The organism is Serinicoccus hydrothermalis, from assembly GCF_001685415.1.
Taxonomy (GTDB): Bacteria; Actinomycetota; Actinomycetes; order Actinomycetales; family Dermatophilaceae; genus Ornithinicoccus; species Ornithinicoccus hydrothermalis.
On record NZ_CP014989.1, the window covers coordinates 3150630 to 3171747 of the forward strand.

The 21118-nt window shown below is 68.9% G+C and carries 15 protein-coding genes and 1 tRNA gene; 15 read left to right on the forward strand and 1 reads right to left on the reverse strand.

From position 1 onward, the window contains the following. Nucleotides 1-117 precede the first annotated feature (117 nt). From SGUI_RS14720 to SGUI_RS14745, 6 genes are all read left to right on the forward strand, one after another. Nucleotides 118-190 (forward strand) — tRNA-Trp (locus SGUI_RS14720). A 60-nt stretch (nucleotides 191-250) separates the two neighbouring features. Continuing rightward, nucleotides 251-496 (forward strand): preprotein translocase subunit SecE, encoded by a 246-nt coding sequence (gene secE, locus SGUI_RS18150; RefSeq protein ID WP_066641535.1) that lies wholly within the window; start codon nucleotides 251-253, stop codon nucleotides 494-496. A gap of 59 nt (nucleotides 497-555) precedes the next feature. Further along, a complete protein-coding gene (gene nusG / locus SGUI_RS14730; RefSeq protein ID WP_066641536.1) occupies nucleotides 556-1422 on the forward strand; it encodes a transcription termination/antitermination protein NusG in 867 nt (288 codons plus the stop codon). A gap of 102 nt (nucleotides 1423-1524) precedes the next feature. Further along, nucleotides 1525-1953 (forward strand): 50S ribosomal protein L11, encoded by a 429-nt coding sequence (gene rplK, locus SGUI_RS14735; protein WP_066641537.1) that lies wholly within the window; start codon nucleotides 1525-1527, stop codon nucleotides 1951-1953. A 110-nt stretch (nucleotides 1954-2063) separates the two neighbouring features. Then, a complete protein-coding gene (gene rplA / locus SGUI_RS14740; protein ID WP_066641538.1) occupies nucleotides 2064-2780 on the forward strand; it encodes a 50S ribosomal protein L1 in 717 nt (238 codons plus the stop codon). 252 nt (nucleotides 2781-3032) lie between these two features. Continuing rightward, a complete protein-coding gene (locus tag SGUI_RS14745; protein WP_157621869.1) occupies nucleotides 3033-4064 on the forward strand; it encodes a hypothetical protein in 1032 nt (343 codons plus the stop codon). Between the two features lie 146 nt (nucleotides 4065-4210). On the opposite strand, the gene SGUI_RS14750 is transcribed toward SGUI_RS14745, so the two are convergent. Continuing rightward, nucleotides 4211-5515: an MFS transporter gene (locus tag SGUI_RS14750; RefSeq protein WP_066641541.1), complete on the reverse strand. Its 1305-nt coding sequence runs from the start codon at nucleotides 5513-5515 to the stop codon at nucleotides 4211-4213. 306 nt (nucleotides 5516-5821) lie between these two features. On the opposite strand from SGUI_RS14750, the gene rplJ reads away from it, so the two are divergent. From rplJ to SGUI_RS14795, 9 genes are all read left to right on the forward strand, one after another. Beyond that, entirely contained in the window at nucleotides 5822-6454 is a 633-nt protein-coding gene (gene rplJ / locus SGUI_RS14755) for a 50S ribosomal protein L10 (RefSeq protein WP_066641544.1), read from the forward strand. 79 nt (nucleotides 6455-6533) lie between these two features. Beyond that, the gene (rplL, locus tag SGUI_RS14760) at nucleotides 6534-6923 is read left to right on the forward strand and encodes a 50S ribosomal protein L7/L12 (RefSeq protein WP_066641546.1); all 390 of its coding nucleotides are present in this window, start codon (nucleotides 6534-6536) and stop codon (nucleotides 6921-6923) included. A gap of 404 nt (nucleotides 6924-7327) precedes the next feature. After that, a complete protein-coding gene (gene rpoB, locus SGUI_RS14765) occupies nucleotides 7328-10801 on the forward strand; it encodes a DNA-directed RNA polymerase subunit beta (RefSeq protein WP_066641548.1) in 3474 nt (1157 codons plus the stop codon). A gap of 130 nt (nucleotides 10802-10931) precedes the next feature. After that, nucleotides 10932-14858 carry a DNA-directed RNA polymerase subunit beta' gene (locus tag SGUI_RS14770; protein WP_066641550.1) on the forward strand — a complete coding sequence of 1309 codons (3927 nt, stop codon included), beginning with the start codon at nucleotides 10932-10934 and terminating at the stop codon, nucleotides 14856-14858. A 368-nt stretch (nucleotides 14859-15226) separates the two neighbouring features. Continuing rightward, nucleotides 15227-15601, forward strand: a complete 375-nt coding sequence (gene rpsL, locus SGUI_RS14775) for a 30S ribosomal protein S12 (protein ID WP_022925287.1) — start codon at nucleotides 15227-15229, stop codon at nucleotides 15599-15601. Continuing rightward, entirely contained in the window at nucleotides 15601-16071 is a 471-nt protein-coding gene (gene rpsG, locus SGUI_RS14780; protein ID WP_058890627.1) for a 30S ribosomal protein S7, read from the forward strand. Before rpsL ends, rpsG begins: the two co-directional genes overlap by 1 nt. A 50-nt stretch (nucleotides 16072-16121) precedes the next feature. Continuing rightward, nucleotides 16122-18224, forward strand: coding sequence for an elongation factor G (fusA, locus tag SGUI_RS14785; protein ID WP_066641552.1), 2103 nt, complete (start codon nucleotides 16122-16124; stop codon nucleotides 18222-18224). A gap of 114 nt (nucleotides 18225-18338) precedes the next feature. Then, nucleotides 18339-19532 carry an elongation factor Tu gene (tuf, locus tag SGUI_RS14790; RefSeq protein WP_066641554.1) on the forward strand — a complete coding sequence of 398 codons (1194 nt, stop codon included), beginning with the start codon at nucleotides 18339-18341 and terminating at the stop codon, nucleotides 19530-19532. 182 nt (nucleotides 19533-19714) lie between these two features. Further along, on the forward strand, nucleotides 19715-21106 hold the full coding sequence (locus SGUI_RS14795) for a dicarboxylate/amino acid:cation symporter (RefSeq protein WP_066641556.1): 1392 nt from the start codon (nucleotides 19715-19717) through the stop codon (nucleotides 21104-21106). Nucleotides 21107-21118 lie beyond the last annotated feature (12 nt).

The following is a 21118-nucleotide window of genomic DNA, read 5'->3' on the forward strand; positions in this document are numbered from 1 at the left end:
GGGGACGGGCCGTCTTTGCCCAACCTGTCGGCCGTCCCGTAGACTGAGCGTTCGGGTGTTCGCACCGTGCGCCAGCCTGCCCCCCAACGGCAGGAAGTCGCGGCGATCATCCGGTGAAGGGCAATAGCTCAATTGGTAGAGCACCGGTCTCCAAAACCGGCGGTTGGGGGTTCGAGTCCCTCTTGCCCTGCGTGACCGGTGGGCAGCCTGCCCGCCGCGACCACCCAGACCTGCGACAGGAAGGCGACCCGTGGCGAATCCCGCCCGCGACACCGATGGTGCCGCCCGCCACCAGGCCGGCGACAGCCAGTCCGGTCGCCCGGCGACCTTCGTCGAGCAGGTCATGGCCGAGCTGCGCAAGGTCGTCCAGCCGACGCGCAACGAGCTCATCACCTACACGATCGTCGTGTTCGTCTTCGTGCTCGTGATGATGGCTTTCGTCTTCGGCCTGGACCAGCTGTTCCAGTGGCTGGTCGGTCTGGTCTTCGGGGCCTGACCGCCGCCTCCGGTGCCGCACGGCGCCGGGCCACAGAAACGACATTGAGGAAGTAGGGCATGTCCGAGCAGACCCCTGACCACGACGAGGTCACGGCAGAGCAGTCCGTGCAGGACGCCGACATGGAGGCCGCCGAGCGTCACGACGGCGAGCCCGCTGCCGACCCCGTGGAGGAGGCCGTCTACGGCCAGGACGAGCAGGTGAGCACGGACGAGGACGCTCCCGTCGCCGTGGAGACGCCCGAGGCCGAGGCCGAGCTGGCCGAGGAGGCGGTCGAGGACGCCGAGGAGGAGGCCGTCGACCCGCTCGAGGAGTTCACCTCCGTGCTGCGCGGCAAGTTCGGCGACTGGTTCGTCGTCCACTCCTACGCCGGCTACGAGAACCGGGTCAAGCACAACCTGGAGACCCGCATCACCAGCCTCAACATGGAGGACTACATCTTCGAGGTGGAGGTCCCCATGGAAGAGGTGACCGAGATCAAGAACGGCCAGCGCAAGCAGGTGCGCCGCGTGCGTATGCCCGGCTACGTGCTGGTCCGCATGGAGCTGACCGACGAGTCCTGGGGCGCCGTCCGGCACACCCCGGGCGTCACCGGCTTCGTCGGCAACGCGCACCAGCCGGTGCCGCTGTCGATCGACGAGGTCGTCTCGATGCTCGCCCCGGTCTTCGACACCCCGAGCCCGGCGGCCGCGGCCGCGGCGGGCACCGGCGGCGAGGGCGCCGACACCGGCACGGGTCGTCCGGCCCAGCCGCAGGTCGACTTCGAGGTCGGCGAGTCCGTCACGGTCATGGAGGGTCCGTTCGAGACCCTGCCCGCGACGATCTCCGAGATCCTGCCCGAGAGCAACAAGCTCAAGGTGCTCGTCTCGATCTTCGGCCGCGAGACCCCCGTCGAGCTGGCCTTCAACCAGGTCGCCAAGATCTGACAGACCTCGGGCCGCACGGCCCGACCACCCGCCGGGGTCGACCGCCCCGACACTGCAACCGGGTCATCGCCCAGGGCGTCGGCCCACGACGAAGGAGAGCACATGCCCCCCAAGAAGAAGGTCAGCGGCTTCATCAAGCTGCAGATCCAGGCCGGCGCCGCCACCCCGGCCCCGCCCGTCGGCCCCGCGCTGGGTCAGCACGGCGTCAACATCATGGAGTTCGTCAAGGCGTACAACGCCGCGACGGAGTCCCAGCGTGGCAACGTCATCCCGGTCGAGATCACGGTCTACGAGGACCGCTCGTTCACCTTCATCACCAAGACCCCGCCGGCCGCGGAGCTCATCAAGAAGGCCGCCGGTGTCGGCAAGGGCTCGGGCGAGCCGCACAAGACCAAGGTCGGCACGCTGACCGACGCCCAGCTCACCGAGATCGCCGAGATGAAGATGGCCGACCTCAACGCCAACGACCTCGACATGGCGAAGCGCATCATCGCGGGCACCGCCCGCTCGATGGGCATCACCACCAGCTGAACCCCCCCCCGGTATGCCGCCCGCCCGGCGCGCGGCATACCGGAACCCTGTGGCAGGGCCTCGCGCGGCCCGTCCGACCACAGCTCCACCATCACCACAAGGAGTGACACATGAAGCGCAGCAAGGCCTACCGCGCCGCCGCGGAGAAGCTCACCGAGGGGTCGTTCTACGCCCCCCGTGAGGCGATCCGCCTGGCCAAGGAGACCTCCCCCACGAAGTACGACGCGACCGTCGAGGTCGCCCTGCGCCTGGGCGTCGACCCGCGCAAGGCCGACCAGCTGGTCCGCGGCACCGTCAACCTGCCCGGCGGCACCGGCAAGACCGCCCGCGTCCTCGTCTTCGCCAACGGCGACAAGGCGCAGGCCGCGCTCGACGCCGGGGCGGACTACGTCGGCTCGGACGACATGATCGAGAAGGTGTCCGGCGGCTGGACCGACTTCGACGCCGTCGTCGCCACCCCGGACCTCATGGGCAAGGTCGGCCGGCTGGGCAAGGTGCTCGGCCCCCGCGGCCTCATGCCGAACCCGAAGACCGGGACCGTCACGATGGACACGGGCAAGGCCGTGTCCGACATCAAGGGCGGCAAGATCGAGTTCCGCGTGGACAAGCACAGCAACCTCCACTTCATCATCGGCAAGACCTCCTTCGACGAGTCGACCCTGGCCGACAACTACGCCGCGGCGATCGAGGAGATCCTGCGGCTGAAGCCGGCCAGCTCCAAGGGCCGCTACGTCACCAAGGCGACCATGTCGACGACCATGGGCCCGGGCATCCCGATGGACCCGGCCCGCGTGGGCAGCGTCCTGGAGACCGTCCCCGCCGAGTGACCGCGCGCTAACACACGACGCCCCCGGAGAGCCTGGCTCTCCGGGGGCGTTGTCGTTCCCAGGCCCCTCCACCGACCTGGGCAAGGTTGTGCACCACAGGCAGCCTTCTCGACGGCGTCTCCGGTGCACAACCTTGCCCAGGTCGTCACCGGGGGAGGTTGTGGTGCATACCCTTGCCCAGGTTCAGCCGTGGGCGACGCAGCCTGTGGACAACTTCTACGGCCGAACGCCGCGGCGGGCCAGACTCGACGCATGGAGGGGGATGTCGTGACGGTGCTCGAGGCCCAGGGTGGTGCGGGGGCCGTGGACCAGCTGCTCCGGGCGGGATGCTCGCGACGGACCGTGGAGCGCCTGGTCCGCACCGGGGTGGTCGTGCGGGTGCGGCGGGATGCCGTCGTGCTCGCCAGCGCGCTGCGCGGCATGACGCCGTGGCAACGCCGTGCCCTCCGTGCCCGCGCCGTGGGGTTCAGCCTGGCCCACCCACGGGAGGGCTCGGACCCTGCCGTGCACGCGCTGAGCCACCAGAGTGCCTTCGCGGTGCGGGAGCAGGCCTACGGCGGCGGTGGTGAGGACATACACCTCTCCCGCATCGACGGGCACCGGGGTCGACGCGACGGTTCCCTCTGGGTCCACGCGCCGGTGCCGTCGACCTGGGCCGCCGTGGAGGACGGGCTGCTCGTGGTGCATCCGGCGCTGGCCGCGCTGCAGGTGGCCGCCACGTCCGGCCCGGAGAACGGGCTCATCTGCCTCGACGGGGTGCTCCACTCGGCGGCGCTCGCCGATGCCGCAGCGCGGGGCCAGGGGATAGAAGTGGTCCGCCTGGGACGCGCGTCGCCGGGTCCGGAGACGACAAAGGTCCGACGGCAGATCGAAGCAGCCGTGAGCGCCGGCTTCGGGCGGGGTCAGCCCGCTGTGGAGCAGGTCGTGGAGGCCGCCGACGCCCGCAGCGAGTCGCCGGGGGAGAGCCGGAGCAGGTGGCTCGTCGAGCTGCTCGGCCTGGGGCCGTGCACACCGCAGTTCGCCGTGCGGGACGGCAGCGTGTTCGTGGGGTATGCCGATGTCAAGCTCGACCGGTGGTCCGTGCTGGTCGAGTTCGACGGCCAGGGAAAGTACTCCGGCCTGGATGACCTGCTGGCCGAGAAGGGACGCGAGGACCGTCTGCGCGAGCTCGGCTACGAGGTCGTCCGGATCACGTGGGCCGACCTGGCTCGTCCGCACCTGGTCCGGCAGCGCATCCTGGCCGCCATCGCCCGCGCCGAGGCGCGAGGGGCCGTGTCGGGATGAGCCATGTGGGTCAGGCTGACTCCTCGCACTTCTCCAGCACGACCTGGGCAAGGTTGTGCACCACAAGCAGCCTTCTCGACAGCGGACACGGTGCACAACCTTGCCCAGGTCGGTGGGGTGCCGGGTCGGCGCGGTCTGAGGGGCGCTCAGCCGCGCGAGGCCTCCGGCAGCCGCCAGGACAGCAAGGCCCCGAGCAGGCCCAGCACGGCGAGGAAGACCAGGGCCGGCACGTGCCCGAAGGCTGCCAGCCCGGCGCTCACCGCCCCCGTCACGAGCAGGATCACGCCCATCGCGGTGTTCGAGACCGCGACGTAGCGCGTGCGCCGGTCACCTTCGGCGACGTCGACGACATACGTCTTACGGGCCACGCGGACGCCCACGTGGACGAGGCTGAGCAGCAGGTATGCCGTGACCAGCACCACGGCGAGCGCGGGGGAGCCCGGGGGCAGCGCGAGCACCGCGCCGACGACGAGGAGCACGACAAGCGAGGCCACGAGGGCGCCGAGCGCCATGACCAGCCGGCTGGACCGGTCGGCGAGCCCGCCGAAGACCCGGCCCCCGACGACCGAGGCGACGCCCTGGGCGATGACGAAGGACCCCAGCCCGGTGAGCAGACCGGCGCCCTCGGTGCTCGCGGCGAGCGTCACGAGGAAGGGCGGCGCGAGCGCGGAGACGAGCAGCAGCCCCCTGGCCAGCACGAACCGACGGAAGTCGGCGTCCTCCCGCAGCAGCTCCACCGTCTCGGTCCACCACGGCTCCCCGGCCGACTCCGGCTCCCGCGGGCGCTCCGGGATCCCGGCGTAGACGACGACCCCGAGCACCCACATCAACGCAGCGCCCAGCAGGAAGGCCGCGAGCACCGGGGCCCCCAGGTCGGGGCCCAGCAGCTCCAGGGTGACCCCGATGACCAGCGCCGCCGCGCCGGACACCATGGTCGCGGCGCCGGTGACCTGACCCCGCTCACCCTTGGGCACCGTCCGGCCCTGCACGTCCTTGGCCGCCATCGAGCACAGGGCGCGCGAGAGCGCGAAGACCGCCAGCGCGAGGAGCACCGCGACCCCGGCCGCCGCACCCTCCAGCAGCAGCGCGGCGCCGGCCATCCCGACCGTCGCGAGCCCCTGCCCGGCGGCGCCGAGCATCCACACCCGCGTGCGTCGTGGGCGGGACACCACCCACGGCGTCAGGGCGGCCTGCGGGAGCATCGACCCCGACTCGCGGACCGGCACCAGCAGCGCGACCATTGCGGCCGGCGCACCCAGCACGCTGAGCAGCCAGGGAAGCACGGTCTTGGCGTTGACCACCTGATCACCGATGCTCTGCAGGGCGTTGGCGAGGATGAGGCGCAGTCCGCCCGAGGCCACCCGGGCCGGCCCGCCCATCTCCTGCTCCGCCTCGGGGTCCCGGTGCACGAGGTGGTGGTAGGCGCGCTGCGGGGCGGGTTCGTCGGGCATACCCCCATCCTCCCGCCCGGGGGAGCGGCGGCCGCACGCGCCTGCGGGGATTTGGCCGCCTCCGACGGTATGCCGTAGCCTAGAGGCATACCCAAGACCGCCGGTTGTCGGCGTGCCCGGGGCGTGACCGCGCACCGGAGACGTCGGCCGAAGGTTCCGATCACCTCGGAGCGCCAGCGCAGGTGATCCGAGCAGACCTGGACGGACTCTCTCCTCCAGATCCTTCGAGCCCCGGTGCACCTGTGCCGGGGCTCTCGTCGTGCCGGGCCCGGGGGTAGCCGGCACCACGACGTGAAGGAGGCCAGTATGGCAACGCCCGAGAAGGTTGCTGCCATCGCCGAGCTGGCGGAGAAGTTCCGCAGCTCCGGCGGGGCCGTGCTCACGGAGTACCGCGGGCTGCGGGTGAGTCAGATCACCGAGCTGCGCGCCTCCATGCGGGAGCACGCCACCTACGCCGTGGTGAAGAACACGCTGACCAGGCGTGCTGCTGCCGAGGCCGGTATCGACGGCCTCGACGAGCACCTGCAGGGCCCCACGGCCATCGCCTTCGTGACCGGTGACCCGGTCGAGGCGGCCAAGGGGCTGCGTGACTTCGCCAAGGCCAACCCGGCCCTGGTCATCAAGGGTGGGGTGCTCGACGGCAAGCCGTTGACCCCCGCCGAGATCACCACGCTCGCGGACCTCGAGTCCCGCGAGGTCCTGCTGGCCAAGCTGGCAGGTGCCATGAAGGGCAACCTGTCCAAGGCCGCCGGCCTGTTCGCCGCTCCGCTGTCGTCGACCGCCCGGGTCGTCGAGGCGCTGCGCGCCCAGGTCGAGGCGCAGGGCGGTCCCGCCGCCGAGTCTGCGTCGGCACCCGCCGACGAGGCCGACACCACCGCCGAGGCAGCCCAGCCTGCCGAGGCGACCACCGACGTCGCCGAGGGTGGCGACGAGAGCTGAGCGGGCGGCCACCCGGCCACCACGACCCAGCACATTCACCAACGCCACTCACGGCACACAACAGGAAGGAACGCCCATCATGGCGAAGCTGAGCACCGAGGAGCTCCTGGAGCAGTTCAAGGAGATGACCCTCATCGAGCTGTCCGAGTTCGTCAAGGCCTTCGAGGAGACCTTCGAGGTCACCGCTGCCGCCCCGGTCGCCGTCGCGGCCGCCGGCGCCCCGGCGGGTGGCGGCGACGCCCCGGCCGAGGAGGAGCAGGACGAGTTCGACGTCGTCCTCGAGGCCGCCGGCGACAAGAAGATCCAGGTCATCAAGGAGGTCCGTGCGCTGACCTCCCTCGGCCTCAAGGAGGCCAAGGACCTGGTCGACGGCGCGCCGAAGCCGGTCTTGGAGAAGGTCGACAAGGAGGCCGCCGAGAAGGCCAAGGAGCAGCTCGAGGGCGCTGGCGCCACCGTCACGCTCAAGTGAGCCAGGCGGGGCCCACGGTATGCCGTGGGTCCCGGCCGCTCCACTCCGCACCATCCGTCGGGCGGGGTCGCGCATCATCGATGCGGGGCCCCGCCCGCGGTGCGTTAGGGGCGGATGTGGCGCTCGGACACGCGTGAGACGCCTGTGTGCTTGACGAAGGGGGTCTCCGAGGAGCACCATCGACGCTGAGCGTTCTGTGGGCGCCCGAGTTGGACTCCTGGGGGAGGAGCGTGTAACGTAGTCCTTTGCGCTGCCCTTCATCTGCCCTCGATCCCGCCGAAGAGATCGGTGCGCGCTCCGGCCGGTCCGTCGGTGCGACTGACACCTTCACTTCGTGCTGCGTCCCGAGCAGAGATGGCGACGCGTGACCGCCGCACACATTTAGGCCCGTGGAAGGACCATCCTTGGCTGCCTCGCGCACTGCGAAGAAGACTGTGTCCACCGCTCAGACGCCCTCCGGCCGGCTGAGCTTTGCGAAGATCCGGGAGCCCCTCGAGGTCCCGGACCTTCTCGCCCTCCAGACCGACAGCTTCGACTGGCTGCTCGGCAACGAGGCCTGGCAGGCGCGGGTCGCCGCTGCCCAGGCCGAGGGGCGCGACGACATCCCCACCACCTCCGGTCTGGAGGAGATCTTCGAGGAGATCTCGCCGATCGAGGACTTCTCCGGCTCCATGTCCCTGAGCTTCCGGGACCACCGGTTCGAGGAGCAGAAGTACTCCGTCGAGGAGTGCCAGGAGAAGGACATGACCTACTCCGCCCCGCTCTTCGTCACCGCCGAGTTCATCAACAACTCGACCGGTGAGATCAAGAGCCAGACGGTCTTCATGGGCGACTTCCCGCTCATGACGCCGCGCGGCACCTTCATCGTCAACGGCACCGAGCGCGTCGTCGTCTCCCAGCTCGTGCGCAGCCCGGGCGTCTACTTCGAGCGCAGCCTGGACAAGACCTCCGATAAGGACGTCTACTCCGCCAAGGTCATCCCCAGCCGTGGCGCGTGGCTCGAGTTCGAGGTCGACAAGCGCGACCAGGTCGGCGTGCGCGTCGACCGCAAGCGCAAGCAGAGCGTCACGGTGCTGCTCAAGGCGCTGGGCTGGACCAACGACCAGATCCTCGAGGAGTTCGGCGACTACGAGTCGATCCGCCTCACCCTGGAGAAGGACAACACCACCAACCAGGACGAGGCGCTGCTCGACATCTACCGCAAGCTGCGGCCGGGCGAGCCGCCGACCCGCGACGCCGCGGAGGCGCTGCTCAACAACCTCTACTTCAACCCCAAGCGCTACGACCTCGCCAAGGTCGGCCGCTACAAGATCAACAAGAAGCTGGGGCTGCAGGCGCCGCTGTCGGAGTCCGTGCTGGGCATCGACGACATCGTCGCCACGATCAAGTACCTCGTCGCTCTGCACGCTGGCGAGGAGTCGGTGACGAGCCCGACCGGCGACGTGCCGGCCGAGGTCGACGACATCGACCACTTCGGCAACCGCCGGCTGCGCAGCGTCGGCGAGCTCATCCAGAACCAGGTGCGGACCGGCCTGTCCCGGATGGAGCGCGTCGTGCGCGAGCGGATGACCACCCAGGACGTCGAGGCGATCACGCCGCAGACCCTCATCAACATCCGGCCGGTCGTCGCCTCCATCAAGGAGTTCTTCGGGACCAGCCAGCTGAGCCAGTTCATGGACCAGAACAACCCGCTGTCCGGGCTGACGCACAAGCGGCGTCTGTCGGCCCTGGGCCCGGGTGGTCTGTCCCGTGACCGGGCCGGCATGGAGGTGCGCGACGTGCACCCCAGCCACTACGGCCGCATGTGCCCGATCGAGACCCCCGAGGGTCCCAACATCGGTCTCATCGGCTCGCTGGCCTCCTACGGCCGGATCAACCCCTTCGGCTTCGTCGAGACCCCCTACCGGCGGGTCAAGGACGGCAAGGTCACCGACGTCGTCGACTACCTGTCGGCCGGCGAGGAGGACCGTTTCGTCATCGCCCAGGCCAACGCCAAGCTGGACGACGACGGCACCTTCCTCGACGAGCGGGTGCTGGTTCGTGCCCGTGAGGGCGAGGCCGTGGACGTGCCCGCCTCGGACGTGGACTACATGGACGTCTCGGCGCGCCAGATGGTCTCCGCCGCGACCGCGATGATCCCGTTCCTCGAGCACGACGACGCCAACCGTGCGCTCATGGGCGCCAACATGCAGCGTCAGGCCGTGCCGCTGGTCCGGGCCGAGGCCCCGCTGGTGGGCACCGGTATGGAGCACCGCGCCGCCCTCGACTCCGGTGACGTCGTGCGCGCCGCCAAGGCGGGTGCGGTCCAGGAGGTCTCCGCGGACCTGGTGACCGTCGCGAACGACGACGGGACCTACCAGTCCTACCGGATCAACAAGTTCACCCGCTCCAACCAGGGCAACTGCTACAACCAGCAGGTCCGGGTCGACGCGGGCGACCACGTGGAGGCCGGTCAGCTCCTGGCCGACGGTCCGGCGACCGACGGCGGCGAGATGGCGCTGGGTCGCAACCTGCTCGTGGCGTTCATGCCGTGGGAGGGCTACAACTACGAGGACGCGATCATCCTCTCCCAGCGTCTGGTGCAGGACGACGTCCTCTCCTCGATCCACATCGAGGAGCACGAGATCGACGCCCGCGACACCAAGCTGGGCCCGGAGGAGATCACCCGGGACATCCCGAACGTCTCCGACGACGTGCTGGCCGACCTCGATGAGCGCGGCATCATCCGCATCGGTGCCGAGGTCCGCGACGGCGACCTGCTCGTCGGCAAGGTCACGCCCAAGGGTGAGACCGAGCTGACCCCGGAGGAGCGCCTGCTGCGCGCCATCTTCGGCGAGAAGGCGCGCGAGGTCCGCGACACCTCGATGAAGGTGCCGCACGGCGAGACCGGCACGGTCATCGGCGTCAAGGTCTTCGACCGCGAGGAGGGCGACGAGCTGCCCCCGGGCGTCAACCAGCTGGTGCGCGTCTACGTCGCCAACAAGCGCAAGATCACCGACGGCGACAAGCTCGCCGGCCGGCACGGCAACAAGGGCGTCATCTCCAAGATCCTCCCGGTCGAGGACATGCCCTTCCTGGAGGACGGCACGCCGGTCGACGTCGTGCTCAACCCGCTGGGTGTGCCGGGCCGCATGAACATCGGTCAGATCCTGGAGCTGCACCTCGGCTGGGCCGCGGCGCAGGGCTGGGACATCGAGGGCCAGCCGGAGTGGGCCGAGCTCATCCCCGACGACGCCCGCAGCGCCGAGCCCCGCACCCGCGTGGCCAGCCCGGTCTTCGACGGTGCCCGCGAGGAGGAGATCGCCGGTCTGCTCGACTCGACGACGCCGACCCGCGACGGTCAGCGCCTCATCGACTCCAGCGGCAAGACGAAGCTCTTCGACGGCCGCTCCGGCGAGCCCTTCCCGGACGAGATCTCGGTGGGCTACATGTACGTCCTCAAGCTGCACCACCTCGTGGACGACAAGATCCACGCCCGCAGCACCGGGCCGTACTCGATGATCACCCAGCAGCCGCTGGGCGGGAAGGCGCAGTTCGGTGGCCAGCGCTTCGGCGAGATGGAGGTCTGGGCCCTGGAGGCCTACGGCGCCGCCTACGCCCTGCAGGAGCTGCTGACGATCAAGTCCGACGACGTCACCGGACGGGTGAAGGTCTACGAGTCGATCGTCAAGGGCGACAACGTCCCCGAGCCGGGCATCCCCGAGTCCTTCAAGGTGCTCATCAAGGAGATGCAGTCGCTCTGCCTGAACGTCGAGGTCCTCTCCTCCGACGGCAGCCAGATCGACCTGCGCGAGTCCGACACCGAGGTCTTCCGGGCCGCCGAGGAGCTCGGCATCGACCTGAGCCGCCGCGAGCCCAGCTCGGTCGAAGAAGTCTGACCGGGGAACCGCGAGCGAAGCGAGCTTGGTTCCGCGGAGTGTCGAGGTCGCCGGGCGCAGCCCGACCGCCACGCCCGGCGACCCACCCATTGAACGTGAGATTTCTGCATACGAGAGAAGGAAGCACGAAGTGCTAGACGTCAACTTCTTCGACGAGCTGCGGATCGGCCTGGCCACGGCCGAAGACATCCGCACCTGGTCCCACGGCGAGGTCAAGAAGCCGGAGACCATCAACTACCGCACCCTCAAGCCCGAGAAGGACGGCCTCTTCTGCGAGAAGATCTTCGGCCCGACCCGGGACTGGGAGTGCTACTGCGGCAAGTACAAGCGGGTCCGCTTCAAGGGCATCATCTGTGAGCGCTGCGGCGTCGAGGTGACCCGTGCGGGCGTCCGCCGCGAGCGGATGGGCCACATCGAGCTCGCCGCGCCGGTCACCCACATCTGGTACTTCAAGGGTGTGCCGTCGCGTCTGGGCTACCTGCTCGACCTGGCGCCGAAGGACCTGGAGAAGGTCATCTACTTCGCGGCCTACATGATCACCTCGGTCGACGAGGAGGGTCGCCACCAGGACCTGCCCAGCCTCGAGGCGCAGATCCAGACCGAGAAGAAGGCGCTGGAGAACCGTCGCGACTCCGACGTGGAGACCCGCGCCAAGAAGCTCGAGAGCGACCTCGCCGAGCTCGAGGCCGAGGGCGCCAAGTCCGACGCCAAGCGCAAGGTCAAGGACGGCGCCGAGCGGGAGATGAACCAGATCCGCCGCCGGGCCGACGCCCAGGTCGAGCGTCTGGAGCAGGTCTGGGACCGGTTCAAGAACCTCAAGGTCCAGGACCTCGAGGGCGACGAGATCCTCTACCGCGAGATGCGTGACCGCTTCGGCATGTACTTCGAGGGTGGGATGGGCGCCGCCGCGCTGCAGAAGCGGCTGGAGAGCTTCGACCTCGACGCCGAGGCCGAGTCGCTGCGCGAGACCATCGCCACCGGCAAGGGCCAGCGCAAGACCCGTGCCATCAAGCGACTCAAGGTCGTCACCAGCTTCCTGCAGACGAAGAACGAGCCGGCCGGCATGGTGCTCGACTGCGTCCCGGTCATCCCGCCGGACCTGCGCCCGATGGTGCAGCTCGACGGTGGCCGCTTCGCGACCTCGGACCTCAACGACCTCTACCGCCGCGTCATCAACCGCAACAACCGCCTCAAGCGGCTGCTGGACCTGGGCGCGCCGGAGATCATCGTCAACAACGAGAAGCGCATGCTCCAGGAGGCCGTCGACAGCCTCTTCGACAACGGTCGTCGTGGCCGCGCGGTCACCGGCCCGGGCAACCGGCCGCTGAAGTCGCTGTCCGACATGCTCAAGGGCAAGCAGGGCCGGTTCCGGCAGAACCTGCTCGGCAAGCGCGTCGACTACTCCGGCCGTTCGGTCATCGTCGTCGGCCCGCAGCTGCGCCTCCACCAGTGCGGCCTGCCCAAGCAGATGGCGCTGGAGCTGTTCAAGCCGTTCGTCATGAAGCGGCTGGTCGACCTGGACCACGCGCAGAACATCAAGTCCGCCAAGCGGATGGTCGAGCGTGGCCGCAGCGTCGTGTGGGACGTGCTCGAGGAGGTCATCACCGACCACCCCGTGCTGCTCAACCGCGCCCCCACGCTGCACCGTCTGGGCATCCAGGCCTTCGAGCCGCAGCTGGTCGAGGGCAAGGCGATCCAGATCCACCCGCTGGTCTGCACCGCCTTCAACGCCGACTTCGACGGTGACCAGATGGCGGTCCACGTGCCGCTGTCCGCGGAGGCCCAGGCCGAGGCCCGGATCCTCATGCTCAGCTCCAACAACATCCTCAAGCCGGCCGACGGCCGTCCGGTGACCATGCCCACCCAGGACATGATCATCGGCCTGTTCCACCTCACCTCGGAGAGCAGCCGGGGCGAGGCCGGATCGGCATACCTGGTCGACGAGGACGGCAACCGGCACCTGCGCAGCTTCGGCTCCGTCGCCGAGGCCCGCATGGCCTTCGACGCCGGGCAGATCGAGCTGGGCAGCCCGATCCGGCTGCGCCTCAACCAGACCGCGACCCCGGAGGGCTTCGAGCTCCCCGAGGACGCGCAGGTCACCGAGGACGGTGTCGTCGACACCTTCGTCCTGGAGACGACGCTGGGCCGGGCGCTGTTCAACGACGCCCTGCCGCCGAACTACGCCTACGTCGACGACGTGGTGGACAAGAAGCGGCTCTCGGCGATCGTCAACGACCTCGCCGAGCGCTACACCAAGGTGCAGGTGGCGGCCAGCCTGGACTCGCTCAAGGACGCGGGCTACCACTGGGCGACCCGCTCGGGCACCACGGTGGCGGTCTCCGACGTGCAGACGCCGGAGCGCAAGACCGAGATCCTCTCCTCCTACGAGGAGAAGGCCGCCAAGGTCCAGCTGCAGTACGAGCGTGGTCTGATCACCGACGACGAGCGCCGTCAGGAGCTCATCGAGATCTGGACCCAGGCGACCAACGAGGTCGCCAAGGAGCTCGAGACCTCGATGCCCAAGGACAACACCATCTACCGGATGGTCACCTCGGGTGCGCGAGGCAACTGGTTCCAGCTGCGGCAGATCGCCGGTATGCGTGGCCTCATGGCCAACCCGAAGGGCGAGATCATCCCGCGTCCGATCAAGTCCAACTTCCGCGAGGGCCTGTCGGTGCTGGAGTTCTTCATCTCCACCCACGGCGCCCGGAAGGGTCTGGCGGACACCGCGCTGCGGACCGCCGACTCGGGCTACCTCACGCGGCGTCTGGTCGACGTCAGCCAGGACGTCATCATCCGCGAGGACGACTGCGGCACCGACCGCGGCTTCGTCATGCCGATCGCCCAGGCCAAGGCCGAGGGTGGTCTGCGCGAGCACGACGACGTCGAGACCGCGGTGTACGCCCGGACCCTCGCCTCCGACGTGGAGGTCGACGGGGAGGTGCTGGCGCAGGCCGGGATCGACCTCGGCGACGTGGTCATCGACAAGCTCGTGGCCGCCGGCGTCGAGGAGGTCAAGGTCCGCTCGGTGCTCACCTGCGAGTCCCTGGTCGGGACCTGCGCCAAGTGCTACGGGCGCTCCCTGGCCACCGGCAAGCTGGTCGACATCGGCGAGGCCGTCGGCATCATCGCGGCGCAGTCCATCGGTGAGCCCGGCACCCAGCTGACGATGCGGACCTTCCACACCGGTGGTGTGGCCGGTGACGACATCACGCAGGGTCTGCCCCGTGTGGTCGAGCTCTTCGAGGCCCGCACGCCCAAGGCGGTCGCCCCGATCGCCGAGGCGACCGGTCGCATCGAGGTCGAGGACACCGACAAGACGCGTCGGCTGCTGCTCACCCCGGACGACGGCAGCGACGAGCACGCCTACCCGGTCAGCAAGCGCGCGCGCCTGCTGGTCTCGGACGGCGAGCACGTCCAGGTCGGCACCCAGCTCGTGGTCGGCGCGATCGACCCCAAGCAGGTGCTGCGCATCCTCGGCCCCCGTGCCACCCAGCAGCACCTGGTCGACCAGGTGCAGGGCGTCTACCGCCAGCAGGGTGTGTCGATCCACGACAAGCACATCGAGGTCATCGTGCGGCAGATGCTGCGCCGCGTCACGATCATCGAGGCCGGCGACACCGAGCTGCTGCCGGGCACCCTCGCCGAGCGTGGCCGGTTCGAGACCGAGAACCGGCGGGTCGTCTCCGAGGGCGGTCGCCCGGCCTCGGGTCGTCCCGAGCTCATGGGCATCACCAAGGCCTCGCTGGCGACCGACTCCTGGCTCTCCGCGGCCTCCTTCCAGGAGACCACGCGCGTCCTCACCGAGGCCGCCATGGAGGCCAAGAGCGACCCGCTGCTGGGCCTCAAGGAGAACGTCATCCTCGGCAAGCTGATCCCCGCGGGGACCGGCCTGACGCGCTACCGCAACCTCACGGTGGAGCCGACCGAGGAGGCCAAGGCCGCCGCGTACGCCGTCCCCGACTACGAGGACTTCGACTACGCCGGCACCTTCGGCCAGGGGAGCGGCGAGGCGGTCCGCCTCGACGACGTCCCCATGGACGAGCCGCGTTACTGACGCACCCCTCGCGGTCGCGCCAGCGCGCACGGGCGGGTATGCCGAGCACCGGCATACCCGCCCGTGGCGGTTCCCGGGATTTGTCCGTGTGCCGCGCGGCCGGTAGTCTGGAGAGTCGTGTGTGGGCTAGGCCCCGCGCACGCGCGGGTGTTCGCGCCCGCAATACCTCTCGCCGGGCAGTCCGCCCGGCCCCCCCACGTCGCACGCGCGTGCTCCGCGGTGGGCCGGACGGGAAGTGCAGGGGAGAGCAGCGTGTCCGACACGCCCGACCTCGGGTGTCGAGGGCAGGCCCAACCCAAGGAGCGTGACCCGCAGGGACAGCACGTCCGTGCGGAGCACGAGGACCAACATCGACTGACGGAGAATCAGTGCCTACGATCAACCAGCTTGTCCGCAAGGGCCGGCAGGACAAGGTCAAGAAGACCAACTCCCCGGCCCTCAAGGGCAACCCGCAGCGCCGCGGCGTCTGCACCCGTGTCTACACGACCACCCCGAAGAAGCCGAACTCCGCCCTGCGCAAGGTCGCCCGCGTGCGCCTCACCAGCGGCGTCGAGGTCACGGCCTACATCCCGGGTGTCGGTCACAACCTCCAGGAGCACTCCATCGTGCTCGTCCGCGGCGGCCGGGTGAAGGACCTGCCCGGTGTCCGCTACAAGATCATCCGCGGGTCCCTGGACACCCAGGGCGTGCGTGGCCGCAACCAGGCCCGCTCCCGCTACGGCGCGAAGAAGGAGAAGAAGTAATGCCTCGTAAGGGCCCCGCTCCGAAGCGCCCCCTCATCAACGACCCCGTCTACGGCTCGACGCTGGTGACCCAGCTGGTCAACAAGATCCTGCTGGACGGCAAGAAGGCGACCGCCGAGCGCATCGTCTACGGCGCCCTCGAGGGCTGCCGCGCCAAGACCGGCACCGACCCGGTGCAGACGCTCAAGCGCGCGCTGGACAACGTCAAGCCCGCGCTGGAGGTCAAGTCGCGCCGCGTCGGTGGCGCGACCTACCAGGTCCCGATCGAGGTCAAGCCGGGCCGCAGCACCACGCTGGCCCTCCGCTGGCTCGTCGGCTACTCCCGGCAGCGTCGTGAGAAGACGATGACCGAGCGGCTCATGAACGAGATCCTCGACGCGAGCAACGGCCTGGGCGCCGCGGTCAAGCGTCGCGAGGACACGCACAAGATGGCCGACGCCAACAAGGCGTTCGCCCACTACCGCTGGTAGAGCCCGCGGTTCACCCGTACTGACGAAGACCCGACCAGAGAAGAGAGACTGTGGCACTCGACGTCCTCACGGACCTCAACAAGGTCCGCAACATCGGCATCATGGCGCACATCGATGCCGGCAAGACGACGACCACCGAGCGGATCCTGTTCTACACCGGCATCAACTACAAGATCGGGGAGACGCACGACGGCGCCTCCACGATGGACTGGATGGAGCAGGAGCAGGAGCGTGGCATCACGATCACCTCCGCCGCGACGACGACGTTCTGGAAAGACAACCAGATCAACATCATCGACACCCCGGGGCACGTCGACTTCACCGTCGAGGTGGAGCGGTCCCTGCGCGTGCTCGACGGTGCCGTCGCCGTCTTCGACGGCAAGGAGGGCGTCGAGCCGCAGTCCGAGACGGTGTGGCGGCAGGCGGACAAGTACGACGTCCCCCGCATCTGCTTCGTCAACAAGATGGACAAGCTCGGTGCGGACTTCTACTTCACCGTGCAGACCATCAAGGACCGCCTCGGTGCGACCCCGCTGGTCGTCCAGCTGCCCATCGGCAGCGAGAGCGACTTCATCGGTGTCGTCGACCTCATCAAGATGCGGGCCCTGACCTGGCGCGGCGAGGTCGCCAAGGGTGAGGACTACGTCGTCGAGGACATCCCGGCGGACCTCCAGGCCAAGGCCGAGGAGTACCGCGAGACGCTGGTCGAGCAGGTCGCCGAGGCCACCGACGAGCTCATGGAGAAGTACCTCGAGGAGGGCGAGCTCACCGAGGAGGAGCTGGTCTCCGGCATCCGCGAGATGACCGTCAACTCCCAGGCCTACCCCGTGCTCTGCGGCTCGGCCTTCAAGAACAAGGGTGTCCAGCCGATGCTGGACGCGGTCATCTCCTACCTGCCCTCGCCGCTGGACGTGCCGCCGATGATCGGCCACGACCCGAGCGACGAGACCGTCGAGCTGACCCGCCGTCCGGACTCCACCGAGCCCTTCTCGGGCCTGGCGTTCAAGGTGGCGACGCACCCGTTCTTCGGCACGCTGACCTACGTCCGCGTCTACTCGGGCAAGATCGACGCGGGCCAGCCGGTCTACAACGCGACCAAGGGCAAGAAGGAGCGCATCGGGAAGCTGTTCCAGATGCACTCCAACAAGGAGAACCCGGTCGGGACGGCGTCCGCGGGCCACATCTACGCGATGATCGGCCTCAAGGACACCACGACCGGTGACACGCTCTCGGACATGAACCAGCACATCGTGCTGGAGTCGATGAGCTTCCCCGAGCCGGTCATCCACGTGGCCATCGAGCCCAAGACCAAGGGCGACCAGGAGAAGCTGTCCACCGCGATCCAGAAGCTGGTCCAGGAGGACCCGACCTTCACCGTCCGGCTGGACGAGGAGACCGGTCAGACCGTCATCGGCGGTATGGGTGAGCTCCACCTGGACGTCTTCGTCGACCGCATGAAGCGCGAGTTCAAGGTCGAGGCCAACGTCGGCGCCCCGCAGGTCGCCTACCGCGAGACCATCAAGAAGGCCGTGGAGAAGTACGACTACACCCACAAGAAGCAGACCGGTGGGTCGGGCCAGTTCGCCAAGGTCCAGCTGACCTTCGAGCCGATGGACACCGCCGAGGGCGAGCTCTACGAGTTCGCCAACTCGGTGACCGGTGGCCGCGTGCCCAAGGAGTACATCCCCTCGGTCGACCAGGGCATCCAGGACGCCATGCAGGTCGGCATCCAGGCCGGCTACCCGGTCGTGGGCATCAAGGCCACCCTGCTGGACGGCGCCTACCACGACGTCGACTCCTCGGAGATGGCGTTCAAGATCGCCGGCTCGATGGCCTTCAAGGAGGCCGCCCGCCGCGCCAACCCGGTGCTGCTCGAGCCGATGATGGCCGTCGAGGTCCGGACCCCGGAGGACTACATGGGGGACGTCATCGGCGACCTCAACTCCCGCCGTGGCCAGATCCAGTCCATGGAGGACATCTCCGGTGCCAAGGTCGTCAAGGCCGTGGTCCCGCTGTCCGAGATGTTCGGGTACGTTGGTGACCTCAGGTCCCGGACCCAGGGTCGTGCCAACTACACGATGCAGTTCGACTCCTACGCCGAGGTTCCCAAGAACGTCGCCGAGGAGATCATCAAGAAGGTCCGCGGCGAGTGAGCCCGTTCACTCCGTCCGCGGAGTGATGGACCGAGCAACACCCATCCCAGACGTCGCCCCCGGCACCGAGCCGGTGACGACTGCACATCCCGAGTCCAACAGGAGGACACGAAAGTGGCGAAGGCCAAGTTCGAGCGGAGCAAGCCGCACGTCAACATCGGCACCATCGGTCACATCGACCACGGCAAGACCACCCTCACGGCTGCCATCTCCAAGGTGCTGCACGACAAGTACCCGGAGTTGAACCAGGCCTCGCCCTTCGACTCCATCGACAAGGCGCCCGAGGAGAAGCAGCGCGGGATCACGATCTCGATCGCGCACATCGAGTACCAGACGGAGAAGCGCCACTACGCGCACGTCGACTGCCCCGGTCACGCCGACTACGTCAAGAACATGATCACCGGCGCGGCCCAGATGGACGGCGCGATCCTCGTGGTCGCCGCCACCGACGGCCCGATGCCGCAGACGAAGGAGCACGTCCTCCTGGCCCGCCAGGTCGGCGTCCCCTACATCGTCGTGGCCCTCAACAAGGCCGACATGGTCGACGACGAGGAGATCATGGAGCTCGTCGAGATGGAGGTCCGCGAGCTGCTGTCCTCCTACGAGTTCCCGGGCGACGACCTGCCGGTCGTCAAGGTCTCCGCGCTCAAGGCGCTGGAGGGCGACGAGGAGTGGGCCAACACCATCCTCGAGCTCATGGACTCCGTGGACGAGTACATCCCGGAGCCGGAGCGCGACCTGGACAAGCCGTTCATGATGCCCGTCGAGGACGTCTTCACGATCACCGGTCGTGGCACCGTCGTCACCGGTCGTATCGAGCGCGGCATCCTCAAGGTCAACGAGGAGATCGAGATCGTGGGTATCCGCGAGCAGTCCTCGAAGACCACCGTCACCGGCATCGAGATGTTCCGCAAGCTGCTCGACGAGGGCCGTGCGGGCGAGAACGTCGGCCTGCTGCTGCGTGGCACCAAGCGCGAGGACGTCGAGCGCGGCCAGGTCATCGTCAAGCCGGGCTCGATCACCCCGCACACCGAGTTCGAGGCGCAGGCGTACATCCTGTCCAAGGACGAGGGTGGCCGGCACACGCCGTTCTACGACAACTACCGTCCGCAGTTCTACTTCCGGACCACGGACGTCACCGGTGTCGTGCACCTGCCCGAGGGCACCGAGATGGTCATGCCCGGCGACAACACCGACATGAAGGTCGAGCTGATCCAGCCGATCGCCATGGAGGAGGGCCTCATGTTCAACATCCGTGAGGGCGGCCGCACCGTCGGCGCCGGTCGGGTCACCAAGATCCTCAAGTGAGCATCTGACCCTCCGCCTCACGGCAGCGGACCCCCGTCACCGATCCGGTGACGGGGGTCTCGTGCGTCCAGGGGGCCCCGGGCACGTGCAGCGCGGGTGCTTGCCGCCGCGGCACCCCCACCGCTAGGTTGGGCCGATCCACCGCTCGCGGGGAGGGTGGCGCGAGGGCAAAGGGTCTCACCATGGCATCGACGACCGAGTCGCAGGCACCGCAGAAGCCGTCCAGGAAGCGGATGTCGCTCACCACGCAGATCACGATCGCGTTGGTCGCCGGGGCCGTCGTGGGCAGCCTGCTCAACACCGTCGCCGACATCGGCTGGGTCACCGACCACGTCATCGAGGGCATCCTCAGCCTGGTCGCGGACGGCTTCGTCCGGCTGCTGCAGATGCTCGTCGTGCCGCTGGTCGTCTTCTCGCTCATCACGGGCGTCGCCGGCATCGGGGACATCAAGCTGCTCGGCCGGGTCGGCGGCAAGGCCTTCGCGCTCTACGTCGGCACGACCGCCCTCGCCATCACCACGGCGATCCTGCTGGCCCTGCTCATCGGCCCCGGCAGGGGCTTCGACATGTCCGGGGTGGACACCAGCGGGATGGAGGGCGCCGCCACCGACGAGACCTTCTGGCAGACCCTGGCCTCGATCATCCCCGGCAACCCCATCGCGGCCTTCGCCGAGGGCGACATGCTGCAGATCATCTTCTACGTCATCATCGTCGGCATCGCGGCGCTCATGCTGGGGGAGCGCTCGGAGGGCTTCCTCAGGGCCTGCGAGTACATGAACGAGCTGATGATGAAGGTCGTCACCATCGTCATGATGTTCGCGCCGATCGGCGTCTTCGCCCTGCTGGCCCGGGCCTTCGCCCGGGAGGGCTACGACCTCTTCGTGCCGCTGGCCTCCTACGTCGTGACGCTCGTGGGTGCGCTCTTCTTCCACCTCTTCGTCACGATCCTGGTCCTCTTCTGGCTCTTCACCCGGCTCAGCCCGATGATGTTCCTGCGCAAGATGCGGGCCGTGCAGCTCTTCGCCTTCTCGACCGCCTCGTCCAACGCGACCATCCCGGTGACGATGCGCGCGGTGAACCAGCGGATGGGGGTCGACCGGGGTGTGGCGTCCTTCACCGTCCCCTTCGGCGCGACGATCAACATGGACGGGACCGCCATCATGCAGGGCGTCGCGACCGTCTTCATCGCCAACGTCTACGGCATCGACCTGGGGCTCGGTGGCTACCTCACCGTCATCGGCATGGCCGTCCTCGCCTCGATCGGCACGGCGGGCGTGCCCGGGGTGGGCCTCATCATGCTGACCATGGTGCTCAACCAGGTCGGGCTGCCGGTCGAGGGCATCGCGATCATCATCGGCGTCGACCGGCTCATGGACATGATCCGCACCGCCGTCAACGTCACCGGGGACGCGATGGTCAGCACCGCCGTCGCCAAGAGCGAGGGCGAGATGGACGTCGAGGTCTTCAACGACCCAGCGGCCGGCGAGTTCGACGTCTCCGACATCGACTTCGACGACCTGGACCACGACGGGGTGCCGGACGCGCAGGAGCGGGTGGAGCGCGCCCACAGCTGAGCGCGCGCACCG